At 58.0% G+C, this 17721-nt stretch carries 15 protein-coding genes, 1 pseudogene and 1 riboswitch; of the genes and pseudogenes, 9 read left to right on the top strand and 7 right to left on the bottom strand.

Going from position 1 to position 17721, the window contains the following annotated elements:
* Window positions 1–201: 201 nt before the first annotated feature.
* Complete coding sequence (plsY, locus tag AB1748_RS17525; protein WP_293774520.1) at window positions 202–807, bottom strand: glycerol-3-phosphate 1-O-acyltransferase PlsY; 606 nt, start codon at window positions 805–807, stop codon at window positions 202–204.
* A gap of 108 nt (window positions 808–915) precedes the next feature.
* Here plsY and folB point away from each other — a divergent pair, with 108 nt between their 5' ends.
* Together folB and bacA are read left to right on the top strand one after the other, a co-directional pair.
* Window positions 916–1275: a bifunctional dihydroneopterin aldolase/7,8-dihydroneopterin epimerase gene (gene folB, locus AB1748_RS17520; RefSeq protein WP_111139909.1), complete on the top strand. Its 360-nt coding sequence runs from the start codon at window positions 916–918 to the stop codon at window positions 1273–1275.
* A 191-nt stretch (window positions 1276–1466) separates the two neighbouring features.
* A complete protein-coding gene (gene bacA / locus AB1748_RS17515) occupies window positions 1467–2285 on the top strand; it encodes an undecaprenyl-diphosphate phosphatase (RefSeq protein WP_111139908.1) in 819 nt (272 codons plus the stop codon).
* Between the two features lie 16 nt (window positions 2286–2301).
* Here the strand turns inward: bacA and AB1748_RS17510 are convergent, their stop codons facing one another.
* Both AB1748_RS17510 and AB1748_RS17505 read right to left on the bottom strand, forming a co-directional pair.
* Window positions 2302–3534, bottom strand: coding sequence for a multifunctional CCA addition/repair protein (locus tag AB1748_RS17510; RefSeq protein WP_111139907.1), 1233 nt, complete (start codon window positions 3532–3534; stop codon window positions 2302–2304).
* 158 nt (window positions 3535–3692) lie between these two features.
* A complete protein-coding gene (locus AB1748_RS17505; RefSeq protein ID WP_111139906.1) occupies window positions 3693–4313 on the bottom strand; it encodes a TIGR04211 family SH3 domain-containing protein in 621 nt (206 codons plus the stop codon).
* 271 nt (window positions 4314–4584) lie between these two features.
* On the opposite strand from AB1748_RS17505, the gene AB1748_RS17500 reads away from it, so the two are divergent.
* The 3 genes and pseudogenes from AB1748_RS17500 to hldE all read left to right on the top strand — a co-directional run bounded on the left by AB1748_RS17500 (window position 4585) and on the right by hldE (window position 10275).
* A complete protein-coding gene (locus AB1748_RS17500) occupies window positions 4585–5895 on the top strand; it encodes an inorganic triphosphatase (protein WP_367395834.1) in 1311 nt (436 codons plus the stop codon).
* Between the two features lie 33 nt (window positions 5896–5928).
* Window positions 5929–8780, top strand: a pseudogene (gene glnE / locus AB1748_RS17495) (bifunctional [glutamate--ammonia ligase]-adenylyl-L-tyrosine phosphorylase/[glutamate--ammonia-ligase] adenylyltransferase).
* A 70-nt stretch (window positions 8781–8850) separates the two neighbouring features.
* Window positions 8851–10275: a bifunctional D-glycero-beta-D-manno-heptose-7-phosphate kinase/D-glycero-beta-D-manno-heptose 1-phosphate adenylyltransferase HldE gene (gene hldE, locus AB1748_RS17490; protein WP_111139903.1), complete on the top strand. Its 1425-nt coding sequence runs from the start codon at window positions 8851–8853 to the stop codon at window positions 10273–10275.
* A 42-nt stretch (window positions 10276–10317) separates the two neighbouring features.
* Here hldE and AB1748_RS17485 read toward each other — a convergent pair whose 3' ends face one another.
* Entirely contained in the window at window positions 10318–10707 is a 390-nt protein-coding gene (locus AB1748_RS17485; RefSeq protein ID WP_293774528.1) for an accessory factor UbiK family protein, read from the bottom strand.
* Between the two features lie 171 nt (window positions 10708–10878).
* Window positions 10879–11036: riboswitch (FMN riboswitch) on the top strand.
* Between the two features lie 110 nt (window positions 11037–11146).
* Between AB1748_RS17485 and ribB the strand changes: the two genes are divergently transcribed.
* Together ribB and ygiD are read left to right on the top strand one after the other, a co-directional pair.
* Window positions 11147–11803, top strand: coding sequence for a 3,4-dihydroxy-2-butanone-4-phosphate synthase (gene ribB, locus AB1748_RS17480; RefSeq protein ID WP_111139901.1), 657 nt, complete (start codon window positions 11147–11149; stop codon window positions 11801–11803).
* Between the two features lie 219 nt (window positions 11804–12022).
* Window positions 12023–12808: a 4,5-DOPA dioxygenase extradiol gene (gene ygiD / locus AB1748_RS17475; protein WP_367395833.1), complete on the top strand. Its 786-nt coding sequence runs from the start codon at window positions 12023–12025 to the stop codon at window positions 12806–12808.
* Between the two features lie 184 nt (window positions 12809–12992).
* Here ygiD and AB1748_RS17470 read toward each other — a convergent pair whose 3' ends face one another.
* The 3 genes from AB1748_RS17470 to tolC all read right to left on the bottom strand — a co-directional run bounded on the left by AB1748_RS17470 (window position 12993) and on the right by tolC (window position 16429).
* Window positions 12993–14153 (bottom strand): glutathionylspermidine synthase family protein, encoded by a 1161-nt coding sequence (locus AB1748_RS17470; RefSeq protein WP_111139899.1) that lies wholly within the window; start codon window positions 14151–14153, stop codon window positions 12993–12995.
* 7 nt (window positions 14154–14160) lie between these two features.
* A complete protein-coding gene (locus tag AB1748_RS17465) occupies window positions 14161–14832 on the bottom strand; it encodes a DUF1190 family protein (RefSeq protein ID WP_111139898.1) in 672 nt (223 codons plus the stop codon).
* Window positions 14833–14974: 142 nt separating this feature from the next.
* Window positions 14975–16429, bottom strand: coding sequence for an outer membrane channel protein TolC (gene tolC, locus AB1748_RS17460; protein WP_293774534.1), 1455 nt, complete (start codon window positions 16427–16429; stop codon window positions 14975–14977).
* A gap of 213 nt (window positions 16430–16642) precedes the next feature.
* On the opposite strand from tolC, the gene nudF reads away from it, so the two are divergent.
* On the top strand, window positions 16643–17278 hold the full coding sequence (nudF, locus tag AB1748_RS17455; protein ID WP_367396355.1) for an ADP-ribose diphosphatase: 636 nt from the start codon (window positions 16643–16645) through the stop codon (window positions 17276–17278).
* Window positions 17275–17700, top strand: a complete 426-nt coding sequence (locus AB1748_RS17450) for a DUF1249 family protein (protein ID WP_111139895.1) — start codon at window positions 17275–17277, stop codon at window positions 17698–17700. The genes nudF and AB1748_RS17450 overlap by 4 nt, the downstream gene beginning before the upstream one ends.
* Window positions 17701–17721: the final 21 nt, after the last annotated feature.

Below are 17721 nucleotides of genomic sequence, written 5' to 3'. Positions count from 1 at the left end.
CGGATAAGCGCAACGCGCAGGAAACCGGGTCAGAAGAGAAAGGAAGCGCCTGGCGAAAAACGTCAGGCGTTTTCATATAACGCCCTGTGCTGGCCCGGTTACGGGCAACGCTCAGGGATGAAGTGCGCGGTTTTTATCTCCTGCCGATCTGCCCCGGCACCCCGGGCTGTCACGGTCACGAACCACCGCTCATCTGCAACCTTACGGCTGCGATTTCTTCTTACGCTTCCAGATCTTGCCTTCCTGTCCCCGCCACAGCCGCTGAATATTGTCGTGATGACGCAGCAGGATCAGGCAGGAGAGCATAGAAACCGGGAAGGTGAACTGCGGTTTGAACCACCAGACATAGAAGGGTGCGATCAGCGCGCTGACAATCGCGCCCAGCGAAGAGTAACCACTCAGTAACACCGTCAGCAGCCAGGTACCGGTTACCAGGCCGGTCAGGTCCCAGCCAATCGGCGCAATGGCCCCGAATGCCGTCGCCACTCCTTTGCCACCGCGGAAGTGAAAGAACACCGGGTAGATGTGACCCAGACAGGCGGCAATCGCCGTCAGACCAAGATAAAACGGTGTCACATGCAGCAGATACGCCAGCCAGACCGGCACCATCCCTTTCAGCACATCAAACACCAGTACGCTGGCGGCGGCGCCTTTGCCGCCCAGACGCAGGACGTTGGTTGCCCCCGGATTGCCGGAACCCTGTGTGCGGGGATCGGGCAGGCCTGCGAGTTTGCAGATCAGAATCGCACTGGAAATCGAGCCGCAAAGATACGCGAAAATAATCATACCAAGCGCGAAAGCACTCATAACACCGTACCGTTCCCTTTAGGGTCGTTTTGATCTCATCAACCGTGGATAATACGCATAATCCGCCGGAAGTGGTATCCGGCTCAGCCAAAAACAGAGACTCTCATCATGGATATCGTATTTATAGAACAACTCACGGTGTTCACCACCATTGGCGTTTACGACTGGGAACAGGGCATACAGCAGAAACTGGTGCTCGATGTCGAAATGGCCTGGGATAACCGCCTGGCGGCCCGCAGCGACGACGTCAGCGACTGTCTCAGCTATGCCGATGTCGCGTCGGCGATCCTGACCCATCTGAACGGCAGCCGTTTTGCGCTGGTAGAGCGTGTGGCTGAAGAAATCGCGGATCTGTTGATGAACCGTTTCAGTTCGCCCGGCGTGCGTATAAAGGTCAGCAAACCGGGCGCGGTGGCCCAGGCGGCGCAGGTTGGCGTGCGAATTGAGCGCGGGACTATTCCTAAATAATCTGGATGTGATTGCCATCACAATGAAACCAAACCAAATTACTGTCTGTCATAGCGTGAGCCGTTTCGTTACAGCAGGCGAAAAAGGGCAGGACCTTAAGGTTTAATTCAGGCTGGGCGCGGCATATTTAAGGCGATAGCAAAGGGCTACCGCCTTTTTAATGGTTTTGAAACAGATAGAGGGAACATTTGATGGCAGATATTCATCAGCTTTGGGTTGCTGCAATCCTGGGCATTGTGGAAGGGCTGACCGAGTTTTTACCGGTCTCTTCCACCGGCCACATGATTATAGTGGGTCACCTGCTGGGCTTTGAGGGTGAAAAAGCCGAGACCTTTGAGGTAGTAATCCAGTTAGGTTCGATTCTGGCCGTCGTGGTGATGTTCTGGCGTCGTCTGTTTGGCCTGATCGGTATCCATTTTGGTGAAGTCAGACACGAGGGTGTGGGCACCGGACGTCTGTCGCTGATCCACATCCTGCTGGGTATGATTCCGGCGGTGGTGATCGGGCTGGTACTGCATGATCAGATTAAAACGCTGTTTAACCCGATCAACGTGATGTATGCCCTGGTGGTCGGCGGTGTGCTGCTGCTGGCTGCGGAATTCCTCAAGCCTAAACAGCCGAAAGCGGTAGGCGTTGATGACATTACTTATCGTCAGGCGTTCATGATTGGCTGTTTCCAGTGCCTGGCGCTGTGGCCGGGCTTCTCCCGCTCCGGTGCCACTATCTCCGGCGGGATGCTGATGGGCGTGAGCCGCTATGCCGCGTCCGAGTTCTCCTTCATCCTGGCGGTGCCGATGATGATGGGGGCAACCGTACTGGATCTCTATAAGAGCATCGGTTTCCTGACGATGGCTGATTTCCCGATGTTCGCGGTAGGCTTTGTGACGGCGTTTATCGTGGCGATGATCGCGATTAAAGTCTTCCTTGAGCTGATCAAACGCATCTCCTTTGTCTCGTTCGCCATCTACCGCTTTATCGTGGCGGCTGCGGTTTACGCCCTCTTCATGTAAACCTCAGGGCAGCCTGCTAGTCAGGTTGCCCGCTCGCCAGACCCTGCGCGACGGCCGCTATGCGCCGTCGCGTTAACTCTTCCCGAACGTCCGCCCCTTTGAATCCCGCTTCGATCACCGCTTTCGTCGGCACCGCCTGGGCCAGTGCAAACGCACGACGCAGATAATCTCCCTGCGGATAGGCCATGCTCTCCAGCCCGGCGCGTCCGCGCGCATCCGCTTCGCTGGTCAGCGCCATCTGCTCCACACGCTGCGGCTTGCGCCAGGCATCAATCCGGTCGAACAGTCCCACCAGTGACGCCGGCGATTGCCGTTCAATGGTGTGGACGATGTCGTGAAACTCGGTGACGATCAGCGCCAGGTCACGCATCGCATTCGGCACGCGGAGGCGCTGGCAGAGCGCCGCGACCAGCGGCACGCCCGCCAGACCGTGGCCGTGATGGCTGGGCCACAGTTCGGGCGGCGTCAGCGCCTTGCCGACATCATGGAACAGTGTGGCGAAGCGCACATCAATCTCATCGGAGAGGGCGGCGGCCATCGCCAGCGTCATCAGCGTGTGCACGCCGGTGTCGATCTCCGGATGCCAGCGGATCGGCGCAGGAACGCCAAACAGGTTATCCAGCTCCGGGAAGAGGACCTTCAGCGCACCGCAGTCCCGCAGCACCTGAAAATAGACCTGCGGATTGCGACTGCCGAGCGCCTTTTCCGTCTCTTTCCAGACTCGCTCTGCGGTAAGATTCGACAGCTCGCCGCTCTCTGCCATCTGCTGCATCAGCCGCTGGGTTTCCGGGGCGATACGAAAGTTAAGGTGGGCAAAGCGCGCGGCAAAGCGTGCCACCCGCAGCACCCGCAGCGGATCTTCGCTGAAGGCGTCAGAAACGTGACGCAGCAGGCGCAGAGTAATATCGCGCTGGCCATGATAGGGGTCGACCAGCGCGCCCTGTTCATCCTGTGCGATCGCATTGATGGTCAGATCGCGGCGCTGCAGGTCCTGCTCCAGCGTCACGTCGGGCGCAGACCAGGTCACAAATCCGGTGTAGCCTTTCCCGTTTTTCCGCTCCGTTCGCGCCAGCGCATACTCTTCGCGGCTTTTGGGATGCAGGAAAACGGGAAAATCGCGACCGACCTGTTGATAACCCTGCTCAAGCATGGCCTCGGGCGTGGATCCCGTCACCACCCAGTCTTTGTCTGTCACAGGCAGATTCAGCAGCGCATCTCGCACCGCACCGCCAACTAAAAAGGTCTTCACGCAAAACTCCAGAGAAAGAGAAATGACCTGCACGCCGGGCGTGTCCTGCGCCTGAAATCAGCAATGCATCTCATTTCATTGTTGCACAGATTCCCCGGATTGCAGACATGCCAAAAAGGGGATCAGTCGATCCCCTGTGTTAATCCGGTGAAAGGGTGTCAGTTCATCCAGCGATCGCTTTTCTTGCGGCGCGGCAGCATATGCGGCAGCAGCAGGCCCAGCAGAAGACCTACGCCGAGCACGCCGCCGCCATACATAAACCACTGCATAATGATGGTGCGCTGCTTGTCATCCAGCTGAACGTTCGCCGCGCTGACTTTCTTCTGCGCCACGATCAGCTCATTTTTCAGCTTCTGGTTTTCGCCTTTCAGCCCATTGATGACGCCATCGCTGCTGGCGACTTTGTTCTGCATTTCTGCGGTGCGCTGGTTCCAGCTGTTGTCGATGTTATCCAGTTTTGCCGTCAGATCTTTCACCTGCTGCTCAAGCTGAGGCACACGGGTGCGCAGGCTCGGACTGGCGCTGAGCTGTGACAGCGGGATCCAGGTGGTGCGGCCTTCTGAATCACGGATCTGGCCATAATGCGTGTCATTGTTGGTCTGCAACAGCTGCACCTCTTCCCCGGCATTCAGCTTACCGAGCAGGCGAAACTGGTCGCCAGGTCCACTGCGGACCCAGGTCGAGAGTTCATCAGAAACGTAACGTTTTTCGTCGGCATGGGCAGGTGCAAGGGTGCTGAGGGCCAGCAAAGTGAGTCCGGCAAGTGTGATTTTTTTCATTCGATTTCGTTTGGCTTAGTCTGACTAAAATTTACCGGCACAGTCTGGAGAGGCCTCACATAAATCTGAATGAGAACTATCCTGGTCTCATCAGAGTGCGAAAAGGTCTGCGAAAGAACAAAGAAAGCAGAGACAGCGCGGCTTCTGTGCATTAATCTTCGCCTGATAACCCCCTGCCATCCGGGCGGCAGCGTAACTAACCCGCTGATAATCGCCTGAAATATGCAGGAAACACCCTCTTTAGTGCCAGCAGCGTAGTGAATAAAAAATTATGACCATCGAAATCGAACTAAAGTTCATTGCAACATCACAGGCAGCCGGGAAACTGGCTGAACGACTCTCCACGTTGCCGCACCAGCATCAGGCTGCACGCGAGCTGACTAACATCTATTTCGAAACCGATGATAACCAGCTGCGGCGCTGGGATATGGGATTACGCATCCGTGGCGTCGATCAGCGTTATGAGATGACGCTGAAAGCGGCGGGCCAGACGCTCGGCGGACTGCATCAGCGCCCGGAATATAATGTTGAGCTCAGCGAGCCGGTGCTGGACATCGCGCACCTGCCCGGGGCGATCTGGCCAGAGGGCACCGATGTCGCGGCGCTGCAGCAGCGTCTGCAGCCGCTGTTCACGACCCATTTTCAGCGCGAAGTCTGGCTGGTCACCACCGGCAACAGTGAAATCGAAGTCGCCTTTGATCAGGGCGAGGTGACGGCGGGCGAGCTGAGCGAACCGCTGTGTGAGATCGAACTGGAGCTGAAACGCGGCGAACGCCAGGATCTGCTGGCATTTGCTCAGGAGCTGGTGGCGCTGGGTGGTCTGCGCATGGGCAGCCTGAGCAAGGCCGCCCGTGGCTATCAGCTGGCGCAGGGCAATCCGCCACGTCAGAGAGTGGCGTTTCCGCTGCTGAAAGCGGGAGCCAAAGCCACCATCGAGCAGGGCATGATCGCCGCAATGTCAGCCGGTCTCCAGCACTGGCAGTATCATGAAGAGGTCTGGCTGCGCGGGAATGCGGCGGCGCAGGATGCGGTACGTGAAGCCCTGGACCTGCTGCGTCAGGCGTTCAGCCTGTTTGGCGCGCTGGTGCCACGCAAAGCCAGCAGCGCGCTGCGTCAGCAGCTGACCACACTGGAAGAGACGCTGGTTAACGAAGAGCAGGAAGCAGCCTCGTTCTGCTTATGCTCCCTGTCGGTGGAGACGCAGCTGGCGCTGACGCACTGGCTGGCTGAATCGCAGTGGCGTCAGTGGGTCGACGCCAAAGGCGAGGCCAAGCTGCAGGGATCGTTCAAACGCTTCAGCGATATCATGCTCAGTCGCGTTAATGCCGATCTGCGTGAGACCTTCGTTACGGTCAGACAGCCAAACGAATATCAGGATAAAGCTACCCGGCTGGCGCGTCAGCTGCTGACGGTGCATCTGCTGGCCGGATCCTATCCCACCGAAACCGTGATGGCCTGGCTCGAACCCTGGCAGCAGCTCCTTTCCGCCATCCACGAGAAGCAGTCATCTGGTTTAGCCTGGCTGGCGACACAGGCGCTGAAACAGTCACCATTCTGGCTCACCAGCGGCGCTGGCCGCTGACGGGCATCCGTTTTGCCATCTAAGGAGGGAGTTATGTTGTCAGCACTTCCCGCGTTGCTTCGCGACCAGGCTGAAAAGGCCGCCCGGCTGCTTGGTGTTCCACTGAATTCGCTCAGCCCTGAACAGGCCGCCGGGCTGGCGTTCAGCGATTTTGTTCTGGAAAACCTGCAACAACATCCCGACTGGTGGCAGACGATGCGGGACCAGCCGCCTCAGCCCGACGAATGGCAGCACTATTCCGGGTGGCTGAATGAGGCCCTGAGCGGTATCGACAGCGAAGCGAGTCTGATGCGGGAGCTGCGGCTGTTCCGCCGCCGGATGCTGGTGCGCATCGCGTGGATGCAGGCGCTGCGGCACGCGACCACCGAACAGAGTCTGCAGCAGCTCAGCCTGTTAGCCGAAGTGCTGATTAGCCGGGCGCGCGACTGGGTCTGGCAGGCGTGCTGTCAGGACTTTGGCACGCCCTGCAATGCAGAGGGGGAGCCGCAGCCGATGCTGATCCTGGGCATGGGCAAGCTGGGTGGGGGGAACTCAACTTCTCGTCTGACATCGACCTGATTTTTGCCTGGCCGGAGAATGGCACCACGCGCGGCGGACGGCGTGAGCTGGACAATGCTCAGTTTTTCACCCGCATGGGCCAGCGGCTGATCAGGGTGCTGGATCAGCCCACGATGGATGGTTTTGTCTATCGGGTGGATATGCGGCTGCGGCCGTTCGGCGACAGCGGCCCGCTGGTGATGAGCTTTGCCGCGCTGGAAGATTACTATCAGGAGCAGGGTCGTGACTGGGAGCGCTACGCGATGGTGAAGGCGCGCCTGATGGGGGACGATCACGACCGCTGGAGTCTGGAGCTGCAGCAGATGCTGCGGCCCTTTGTTTATCGCCGCTATATCGACTTCAGCGTGATCCAGTCGCTGCGTAATATGAAAGGGATGATCAGCCGTGAAGTGCGGCGACGGGGACTGAAAAACAATATCAAACTGGGCGCGGGCGGCATCCGTGAAACCGAGTTTATCGTGCAGGTCTTCCAGCTGATCCGTGGTGGACGTGAGCGTTCACTTCAGTTGCGTGCGCTGCTGCCGACGCTGGAGGCGATCAAAACCCTGGCGCTGCTGCCCGCAGAACAGGTCGATGCGCTGCGGGAAGCCTATCTCTTCCTGCGGCGGCTGGAAAATCTGCTGCAAAGTCTGGGTGACGAACAGACGCAGACCCTGCCAGAAGATGAACTGCATCGCGCACGGCTGGCGTGGGCGATGGAGTGCCCCGACTGGGCGGCGCTGATGACAGAGCTCGACAGCCAGATGGCGGCGGTGCGGGCCATCTTTGATGAGCTGATTGGCGAAGACACGCCCGATATCGACGATCAGCGTGAGCTGGCAGAGTTTCAGGTGCTGTGGCAGGACCAGCTGGAGGATAACGAACTGGCCCCGCTGGTGCCGCAGTTCAGCGACGAAAACCGTCAGACGCTGCACCAGACGCTGGAGGCGTTTCGTCAGGATATCAACCGGCGCACCATCGGACCGCGTGGCCGTCAGGCGCTGGATCAGCTGATGCCGCGCCTGCTGAGCGAAGTCTGTCCGCGTGACGATGCGGCGGTGACGCTCAGCCGCCTGACCCCGCTGCTGCTGGGCGTGCTGACCCGCAGTACCTATCTGGAGCTGCTGACCGAATATCACGGTGCGCTGCGCCATCTGATTCGCCTGTGCGCCGCCTCCCCGATGGTCGCCAGCCAGCTGGCCCGCTACCCGCTGCTGCTGGATGAACTGCTCGATCCGGCCACGCTCTATCAGCCCACCGCCACCGATGCCTATCGCGATGAGCTGCGGCAGTATCTGCTGCGCATCCCCACCGAGGATGAAGAACAGCAGCTGGAAGCGGTAAGGCAGTTTAAGCAGGCGCAGCATCTGCGTATCGCGGCTGCCGACATCGCCGGCACGCTGCCGGTGATGAAAGTCAGCGATCACCTCACCTGGCTGGCGGAAGCGATTATCGAATCCGTGGTGCGCCAGGCGTGGCATATGATGGTGCAGCGCTACGGTCGTCCTTCTCATCTGATCAATGAACATGAGCGCGGATTCGCGGTGCTGGGCTACGGAAAGCTGGGAGGCTGGGAGCTGGGCTACAGTTCCGACCTCGATCTGGTCTTCCTGCACGACTGTCCGGCCGATGCCTTCACCGACGGGGAGCGCAGCATCGATGGCCGTCAGTTCTATCTGCGCCTCGCCCAGCGCATCATGCATCTGTTCAGTACCCGCACCTCGTCCGGGATTCTTTATGAGGTTGATGCGCGGCTGCGTCCTTCCGGCGCGGCGGGCATGCTGGTCAGTACCTTTGAGGCGTTTGAGGAGTATCAGCGCAGTGAAGCCTGGACCTGGGAGCATCAGGCGCTAGTCCGCGCGCGCGTGGTCTTTGGCGAAGCGGCACTGAGCGAGCGCTTCAACGCGATTCGTCTGGCGATCCTGTCGCTGCCGCGTGCCGCCGGGATCCTGCAGACCGAAGTGCGCGAGATGCGAGAAAAGATGCGCGCTCACCTCAGCAACAAACACAAAGGGCGCTGGGATATTAAAGCCGACGAAGGCGGCATCACGGATATTGAATTCATCGCCCAATATCTTGTCTTACGCTACGCCGCCGATCAGCCAGCGCTGACGCGCTGGTCTGATAACGTGCGCATTTTCGAGCTGATGGCGAAGTTTCAAAAAATGCCTGCCGATGAGGCGCAGGCCCTGACGCAGGCGTATGTGACGTTGCGCGACGCACTGCATCATCGCGCCCTGCAGGAGCTGCCTGGCCACGTTGAGCCAGAGGCGTTTGCAGCGGAGCGGCAGACGGTGCTGAACAGCTGGCAACGCTGGCTGGCCGCGCCGTCTTCTATCCTGGCGTGATGCTGATAGCACCATTCGCAACTGTGCTATCATCCGCGCACTATTTTTAATGCAGTCTGGAGTGTCTGGAATGAAAGTGACTCTGCCCGCGTTCGGCCAAGCCTCAGTGCTGGTTGTTGGCGATGTAATGTTGGATCGTTACTGGTATGGCCCAACCAGCCGTATCTCCCCTGAAGCACCGGTTCCGGTGGTGAAGGTGGACACGGTGGAAGAGCGTCCTGGCGGGGCGGCAAACGTGGCGATGAACATTGCAGCACTCGGTGCCGCGTCACGCCTGATTGGCCTGACCGGTGAAGATGATGCGGCGCGCGTGCTGAGTAACACGCTGAAAGACGTTAACGTTCACTGTGACTTCGTCGCGGTAAAAAGCCATCCGACGATCACCAAACTGCGCGTACTCTCCCGCAATCAGCAGCTGATCCGCCTCGATTTTGAAGAGGGTTTCGAACAGGTTGATCCGGAGCCGATTCATCAGAAGATGCGTGAGTCTCTGGCGGCAGCGGGTGCGCTGGTGCTCTCCGATTATGCCAAAGGCGCACTGAGCAGCGTGCAGACCATGATTACCCTGGCACGCGAAGCGAAGGTGCCGGTCCTGATCGACCCGAAAGGCACCGATTTCGCCCGCTACCGTGGCGCGACGCTGCTGACGCCGAACCTCTCTGAGTTTGAAGCCGTCGTCGGCAAGTGCAAAAGCGAAGAGGAGATCGTGGCGCGCGGGATGCAGCTGATTGCTGATTTCGACCTCGCCGCGCTGCTGGTCACCCGTTCCGAAAATGGCATGACGCTGCTGCAGCCAGGCAAAGCACCTCTGCATCTGCCGACGCAGGCGCAGGAAGTGTATGACGTGACCGGTGCCGGCGATACGGTGATTGGCGTGCTGGCAGCAGCGCTGGCGGCGGGTGACTCGCTGGAAGAGGCCTGTTTCCTTGCCAATGCCGCCGCCGGTGTGGTGGTGGGTAAACTGGGTACGTCGACCGTCAGCACCGTCGAGCTGGAGAATGCGATCCATGCCCGTCCGGAGCAGGGCTTTGGCATCATGACAGAAGCGCAGCTGAAAGCCGCCGTCGAGATGGCCCGCCGCCGTGGCGAGAAAGTGGTGATGACCAATGGCGTTTTCGACATCCTGCACGCCGGGCATGTCTCCTACCTCGCCAACGCCCGCAAGCTGGGCGATCGGCTGATCGTCGCGGTCAACAGCGATGCCTCGACAAAACGTCTGAAAGGGGAGAGTCGCCCGGTCAATCCACAGGAAAACCGGATGATCGTGCTCGGCGCGCTGGAGGCGGTCGACTGGGTTGTGGTGTTTGAAGAGGACACCCCGCAGCGCCTGATTGCCTCCATTCTGCCGGACCTGCTGGTAAAAGGCGGGGATTACAAGCCGGAAGATATCGCTGGCAGCAAAGAAGTGTGGGCAAATGGCGGTGATGTGCAGGTACTGAACTTTGAAGACGGTATCTCCACCACCAACATTATCAAAACCATTCGCGGCAGTTGAAGCAACGACTGAGCGGGAGCCGCCAGGCTCCCGCCTGAGCACTTATTCTGACTTGTTTTCCGGCACAGGTTTTACCACGTCGGCAACCGGTGGCGGAGAGACCGCAGGTGAGGTCGCTACCGCAGCCGCCGGGGTCACAGGGGTGGCTGTAGCGGCCGGAGCGGCTGCCGCTGGCGGCGTACCGGCTGAGGAGCCCTGGCTTTCCAGCTGAGCCAGGCGCTGCTCCAGCGCCGCCAGCTTCTCCCGCGTACGCAGCAAGACCTGGGTCTGCACATCAAACTCTTCACGGTTGACCAGATCCATTCGGGTCAGCTGCGCCTGAAGAACCTGACGAATTTTCTTTTCGACATCATCCCCAAACTCACGCACACCTTTAGGCATCGCGTCGTGAACCTGACGGGCAAGTTGTTCAATTTTTTTCGTGTCGATCATGATGATTTCCTGGTTACGGGGAGCTGTGTCAGCGTGTTTACCAACGTAATAAGTGTTAAGTGTAATGCCAGAAATGAAAAGGATAAACCTCAAATCCGTAACGCAGAAAATGCAAAAGCAATTGCGCTATTGACGATTGCCGCTTCAGACATTCAGCGTTATAGTTGAACTGCTTATTCTCAGGGCGGGGCGCAATTCCCCACCGGCGGTAAATCAGCTTCGGCTGAAAGCCCGCGAGCGCTTTATCTCGCTGAAAAGAGGGGTAAAGGTCAGCAGATCCGGTGTAATTCCGGGGCCGACGGTTACAGTCCGGATGGGAGAGGGTAACGACATCTGTCGGACAATTGTGTCTGCTTCACGTTATTGCCACGTCTTTTTGACGTCACTCCTAAGCACGCCCTGATTCTGGTAACCCATACATATTAAGGTTTTTATTACCATGAATCAGACGCTACTTTCTGAATTTGGCACGCCTGAACAGCGTGTAGAACGTGCTATCGCCGCCCTGCGTGAGGGACGCGGTGTGATGGTACTCGACGATGAAAATCGTGAAAACGAAGGCGACATGATCTTCGCCGCAGAAACCATGACCGTTGAACAGATGGCACTGACGATTCGTCATGGCAGCGGCATCGTCTGCCTTTGCCTGACGGAAGAGCGTCGCCAGCAGCTTGATCTGCCGATGATGGTGGAGAACAACACCAGCTCCTTTGGCACCGGCTTCACTGTGACCATCGAAGCGGCAGAGGGCGTCACGACCGGCGTTTCCGCGCAGGATCGCATCACCACCATCCGCACGGCGATTGCCGATGATGCAAAGCCGGCCGATCTGCATCGTCCTGGTCACGTCTTCCCGCTGCGCGCCAGCGAAGGTGGGGTCCTGACCCGTGGCGGCCACACAGAAGCGACCATCGATCTGGTCACGCTTGCAGGCTTTAAGCCCGCCGGTGTCCTGTGTGAACTGACTAACGATGACGGCACCATGGCGCATGCGCCTGAAGCGATTGCGTTTGCCCGTCAGCATGAGATGCCGGTCGTTACGATCGAAGATCTGATCGCCTGGCGTCGCACGCACGAAACACGCCACGCCAGCTGATTACCCGGCTGCAATAAAACAGGCCTGCGGGCCTGTTTTTGTTTCTGCAGCACACGCCTGTCGCGCTTTCCTCCTCTTCCTGCTGTCCGACGCCTGGTTAACAACATCGCGCTTTTCATTCAAATTTCCTGACGATCTTCATCATGCTTATCCGCGTGATCCCGGCATAAATGCGCGTATCGTAGTGAGCATAAAACAACCGGATTCCGGAGTTCACGAATGAGTCAGTTACGTATGCCAGCGCTGTTTTTGGGTCACGGCAACCCGATGAATGCTCTTGAAGAGAACCGTTACACCACCGCGTGGCGTCAGGCTGGTGACACGCTGCCACGCCCGCGCGCGATTATTGCGGTTTCGGCGCACTGGTATACGCGCGGCACCGCCGTCACCGCCATGGCGCAGCCGAAAACCATTCATGATTTCGGGGGATTTCCCCAGGCGCTGTTTGATACGCGCTATCCGGCACCCGGATCGCCGGCGCTGGCGCAGCAGCTGGTGGAACAGTTAGCGCCGGTGGCGGTGAAGCTGGATCATGAATGGGGACTGGATCATGGCACCTGGGGCGTCCTGATAAAGATGTATCCGGATGCCGATATTCCGGTGGTGCAGCTCAGTATCGATGGTACCCAACCCGCCGCATGGCATTTTGAGATGGGGCGAAAACTGGCTGCGCTGCGCGATCAGGGCGTAATGATTGTCGCCAGCGGCAACGTGGTGCACAACCTGCGAAAAGCGCACTGGAACGGCAGCAAAGATATCTATCCCTGGGCCAGCGGCTTTGAACAGTTCGTTCGCGATAACCTGGCGGTGCAAAGCGATGCCGCGTCACATCCGCTGGTGAACTTTATGGATCATCCTGACGCCGCGCTCTCGAGCCCGACGCCTGAGCACTATCTGCCGCTGCTCTATGTGCTGGGCGCACGTCAGCCGGATGACGCCATTACCATCCCGGTTGACGGGATAGAGATGGGGGCCATCAGCATGCTGTCGGTTCAGGTCGGTTAAGCAGAGAATCGTGAGCAGGGACAGAAGCGGAAAACGCCCTGCGGCCTGAAGAGCACGCCTGGCGTTTCTGAACCACATCGCACGCGTACCCACCCAGGGCTGAGTAGGCGCGGGCAGGCGTGCCTGAGTTTCTCGGCTTTCCGGGCTGCCGGCACCAGCCCGTATTTACGTTAATCGTGGTGCGTCAGCCGATAAAGGCGTGCGGATAGAAGCGGGAGAGATCCTGTGTGATCAGATCGCGATCCTCACGCAGACCAATACCCGCCGGTTGATCGTCAATCAGCCAGCTGCCGATCAGCGTATAACTGTCGCCAAATTTTGGCAGCGGATGGAACTGCTGGACGATCATTCCCTCTTCGCCATAAGGCCCCTCCACCCGGGCGATCTCCTGACCGTTTTCCACGATGCGGATATTAGCGCCTTCACGGGAAAACAGCGGCTTGACCACATATTTCTCCATCGGCGGAACCTCATCTTCCGCAAACCAGGCGGGCAGCAGGTTAGGGTGATTCGGGAACATCTCCCACAGCATCGGCAGCAAGGCTTTGTTCGAGATAATGCTCTTCCAGGCCGGTTCCAGCCAGCGCACGCCAGCATCTCCCAGCTTGGTTGAGAACATCTCGCGCAGCATGAATTCCCACGGATAGAGCTTGAACAGGTTACTGATCACCTGATCCTGAGCGTCGGTAAATTCCCCTTTTTCACCCAGGCCAATCTCATCGATGTAGAGAAACTCACCCGGCAGTCCCGCTTCGCTGGCGCAATCCTGAAGGTACTGCACGGTTCCGCGATCTTCATCGGTGTCGCGGCAGCAGGCGAAGTGCAGGAGGTTAAACCCGTGCTGCTGATGTAAGTCGGCAAAGCGCTCGATCAGCTTCTCCTGCAGGCTGTTAAACTGGTCGCTGCCTGCGGGTAACTGACCCGCGTTGAGCTGATCTTCCAGCCAGAGCCACTGGAAGAAAGCCGCTTCATACAGCGAGGTCGGCGTATCGGCATTGTTTTCCAGCAGTTTGACCTCGCCTTTTCCATCCCAGGCGAGATCGAGGCGCGAGTAGAGCGAAGGCTGGCGCTGACGCCATGAATCGCGCACAAAGTCCCAGGTATGCTTAGGAATGCGGAATTTCATCAGCAGCGCCTCGCTGTTGACCACTTTCTCCACCACCTGCAGGCACATCTGATGCAGTTCAGCGGTCACCTCTTCCAGATGTTCGATCTGCGCCAGCGTGAACTGGTAATAGGCATCTTCACACCAGTAGGGTTCACCATGCATGGTGTGAAAGCGGAAACCGAACTCGGTAGCTTTTTCGCGCCAGCCGGGGCGTTCTGAAATGGCAATGCGTTCCATCGGGGCGTCAGCCTCCCATTGAGCGGCTGGAGGTGCCGGTGGCGCTGCTGCGCTGCATGCTGTTCTGCTTCGCAACGGTTTCACCGAAGCCACCGCGGGTGATGGTCGAGGTGGTTGCCGGTTTCGGGGCCAGCGCCGTTTTCGGTACGGTCATGCTTTTACCCGACGTCGCCGGGCCATAGTTGCGGCCGGACGCATCCACAAACTGACCGTTGGCCGGGCTGCGGGCCGTTTTAGGCGAGAACAGCGGCTGCTGCGCAAAGCCAGAACCACCGCCCATCATACGGCCCATCATGTAACCGGCCATGAGCGGCATCCAGAAGCTGCCGCCACTCTGCTGAGATTCTGCATTAGTGGTGCCCACGCCCGCCTGAGCCGGCGTCTGCTGGCACTGATTCTCACCAAATTCCGCGACGCAGTCTTCACGCGTGGCATATTTTGGCGCGGTGCGTTCGGCCTCTTTTTTGGCCTCATTGAAGGCGGTGGTGCACTGTGCGCTCTGGCCCGGATTGGCTTTGGAACAGTCATCCGCGTTCTGGTACATCGACACCGTTTCATCGTTCTGTTCGCAGCCGGCCAGCATAAAGACAGCCGAAACAGCGAAAGCAACGGGCGTTAAATGGCGTGCCTGCCAGCTCTTACGAAAAGCGGCATAGCGAATAGATTTTGTGCGTTTCATTATGATTATCCTGTGCCCAAAGGTAGGGCATAGAATAGGGGATGGGGGGGTAAAATTGAAGCTGAAGGCCTGATGCAGCAGGGATCTTTACTTAGTTATACGTTCAGCAGAGAGGCGGGCCGCAAAGCAGCCCGCCTGCTGATTAATTACCGAAAGGATTACCGCTGCTGCGACGTGCCGCCTCCGGCGAGCTGGTTGCCACAGGGCCATTATCCACGCGTGCGGTCTGCTGCGCGTTTTCCGGCGCCACCGTTTCCGGTGAGGTAGGGATCTCTTTACCCAGCTGGCTGTTCAGTTTCTGCAGGCTCTGCTCATTGAGCGTACCCAGCGCATAACTGATATTCAGCTGGTTGATCAGGTAGCTGTAACGCGCGTCAGAGAGTTGCTGCTTGGCGTTATAGAGCACGGTTGTGGCATCCAGCACATCAACGATAGTACGTGTACCCACCTGATAGCCCGCTTCTGACGCATCCAGAGAGCTTTGTGCAGAGACCACGGCCTGTTTATAAGCATTGATACTGCTGATGGAGGCGTTGACGTTGTTAAACGACTGGCGTACGTTCTGAACCGCTGAACGGTGCGCACTTTCCAGCTGCTCACTGGCGCTGACAAAATTATACTGCGCCTGTTTCACCTGCGAGGTCACGGTGCCGCCGCTGTAAAGAGGCAGAGAGAAGCTCAGGCCAACCTGATTTGAACCGGTGATCGCGTCCGTCGAACCTGAACTCTGGTTCGCACGGCTGCCGCCATATTTGCTGTTCGACAGATTGGTTGAGGCCTTCAGATCCAGCGTAGGCATATGGCCGCTTTCAGCGTAGCGGATCTGCTCGCGCGCTAAGTCCTGGCTCAGACGCGCAGAGAGCAGCGACAGGTTACGGTTCTCGGCTTGCTTAAGCAGAGCGTTGACCGCGTCCGGCTTCTCGGTTTTGAAGCGATCGATGTTCAGCGAAGCCAGTGACAGGTAGTTCATGCCGGTGATCTGACGTAACGTTTCCACGCTATTATCAAGATCGTTTCGCGCGGTCACTTCGTTCGCCAGCACGCTGTCATACTGTGCACGGGCGTTCTGGACGTCGGTGATGGCGACCAGACCCACGTTGAAACGCTGAGTGGTCTGATCCAGTTCGCGATAGATAGACTGTTTCTGCGCTTCAATGTAAGAGAGCGTATCAATGGCTTTCAGCACGTTGAAGTAGGCGGTGGCGGTTTTCTGGATCAGATCCTGCTGTGCCACCTGATAGGTAACATCCTGTATTCCGGCCGTTTTCTCCTGCACCGTCAGCGCACGCCATTTCGACATATCGAAAAGGGTCTGGGTTAATTGCAGTGTGCCGCTGGTGGTATCGGAATGCAGACCGCTGTTATCGCGATAACCGCTGCTATAGGTATAGTCTGCACCCAGGCCGAGCTGGGGTAACAATGAGCCGCGCGATTCGTTAATCTTCTCAAATGCAGAATCGCGATCGGCAGCGGCGCTGCGCAGATCCGGGTTGCTCAGACGCGCTTGCTGGTAAACCTGAAGCAGGTCTTCGGCCTGGCTGGCGAAGCTGAAACCGCCCAGGCTCAGCCCAATAAAAAATGGGAGCAGTTTTTTCATTTGCATTCCTTTTGTTGCAGCAAATTGCAGTGGGTGCGCTGCCGGGTAAGCCAAAAAATTATCGCCGATTCTAGCAGAGGGCAACTGTGAGATAAGTTGGCTGAACGTGCCTTCTCCCTCTAATTTACGTAAATAATTCATAAAGAACCACTTACATGGAGCACGGTGACAGGCTTTTTTCGCTCCATCCCACTCTGCACAAGGAACCTGATGATGTCGGAAGAAAAAAAATCCCCTGTGACTTTTACAAAAAACGATGTAGAAATTATTGCACGCGAAACCCTCTACGACGGTTTTTTTTCCATTGGGCGCTATCGCTTCCGCCACCGCCGGTTTAATGGCGAAATGAGCGGGGAGGTGCTGCGCGAAGTTTTTGAGCGCGGACATGCTGCCGTGCTGCTACCTTATGATCCCTTACGCGACGAAGTGGTGCTGATTGAACAGATCCGCATCCCGGCTTATGACAGCAGTGCGTCACCCTGGCTGCTGGAGATGGTCGCCGGTATCATTGAGCCAGGCGAAACGGTCGAGCAGGTGGCGCGTCGCGAAGCCGTCGAAGAGGCGGGATTAACGGTCGGCCGGATTAAGCCCATGCTGAGCTATCTGGCCAGCCCTGGCGGTACCAGCGAACGTCTGTCGGTGCTGATTGGGGAAGTGGATGCCAGCCAGGCAGAGGGATGCCATGGTCTGGAGGAAGAGAATGAGGATATTCTTGTCCATGTGGTGAGCCGCGAACAGGCTTACCGCTGGGTGGAAGAGGGGATAATCGACAATGCGGCGTCTGTCATCGCCCTGCAATGGCTGGCGTTGCACCATGAAAAACTACGCGAAGAGTGGATACAAAAATGAAACAGCGCTATACCCCTGACTTTCCCGAAATGATGCGGCTCTGCGAAACCAATTTCGCCCAGTTGCGCCGCCTGCTGCCGCGCAACGATGAGGCGGGCGCATCGGTGATCTATCAGGTGAGTGGCGCCCGTTACCAGCTGACGATTCAGGAGTCGACCCGCTACACCACCCTGGTGGAGATCCGCCAGGTTGCGCCTGCCGTCAGTTACTGGAGCCTGCCTTCAATGTCGGTCCGGCTCTATCACGATGCGATGGTCGCCGAAGTGTGTTCAACTCAACAGATCTATCGTTTCAAAGCGCGCTATGATTATCCTAATAAAAAACTGCATCAGCGCGATGAAAAACATCAGATAAACCAGTTTCTCGCAGACTGGCTGCGCTACTGCCTGGCGCATGGCGCGATGGCAGTTCCGGTCTGCTGATGCGTATAATGCGGTAAATGG

It is taken from the genome of Pantoea sp. Ep11b (assembly GCF_040783975.1).
In the GTDB taxonomy this organism is placed as follows: Bacteria; Pseudomonadota; Gammaproteobacteria; order Enterobacterales; family Enterobacteriaceae; genus Pantoea.
This window is presented reverse-complemented; position numbering and strand designations above follow the sequence as displayed.

Coding starts and splice junctions, on each gene's coding strand:
- ribB (WP_111139901.1), top strand. CDS start 11,147: ATGAATCAGACGCTACTTTCTGAATTTGGCACGCCTGAACAGCGTGTA.
- nudF (WP_367396355.1), top strand. CDS start 16,643: ATGTCGGAAGAAAAAAAATCCCCTGTGACTTTTACAAAAAACGATGTA.
- folB (WP_111139909.1), top strand. CDS start 916: ATGGATATCGTATTTATAGAACAACTCACGGTGTTCACCACCATTGGC.
- plsY (WP_293774520.1), bottom strand. CDS start 807: ATGAGTGCTTTCGCGCTTGGTATGATTATTTTCGCGTATCTTTGCGGC.
- AB1748_RS17450 (WP_111139895.1), top strand. CDS start 17,275: ATGAAACAGCGCTATACCCCTGACTTTCCCGAAATGATGCGGCTCTGC.
- AB1748_RS17465 (WP_111139898.1), bottom strand. CDS start 14,832: ATGAAACGCACAAAATCTATTCGCTATGCCGCTTTTCGTAAGAGCTGG.
- AB1748_RS17470 (WP_111139899.1), bottom strand. CDS start 14,153: ATGGAACGCATTGCCATTTCAGAACGCCCCGGCTGGCGCGAAAAAGCT.
- AB1748_RS17500 (WP_367395834.1), top strand. CDS start 4,585: ATGACCATCGAAATCGAACTAAAGTTCATTGCAACATCACAGGCAGCC.
- AB1748_RS17485 (WP_293774528.1), bottom strand. CDS start 10,707: ATGATCGACACGAAAAAAATTGAACAACTTGCCCGTCAGGTTCACGAC.
- AB1748_RS17505 (WP_111139906.1), bottom strand. CDS start 4,313: ATGAAAAAAATCACACTTGCCGGACTCACTTTGCTGGCCCTCAGCACC.
- hldE (WP_111139903.1), top strand. CDS start 8,851: ATGAAAGTGACTCTGCCCGCGTTCGGCCAAGCCTCAGTGCTGGTTGTT.
- bacA (WP_111139908.1), top strand. CDS start 1,467: ATGGCAGATATTCATCAGCTTTGGGTTGCTGCAATCCTGGGCATTGTG.
- ygiD (WP_367395833.1), top strand. CDS start 12,023: ATGAGTCAGTTACGTATGCCAGCGCTGTTTTTGGGTCACGGCAACCCG.
- tolC (WP_293774534.1), bottom strand. CDS start 16,429: ATGAAAAAACTGCTCCCATTTTTTATTGGGCTGAGCCTGGGCGGTTTC.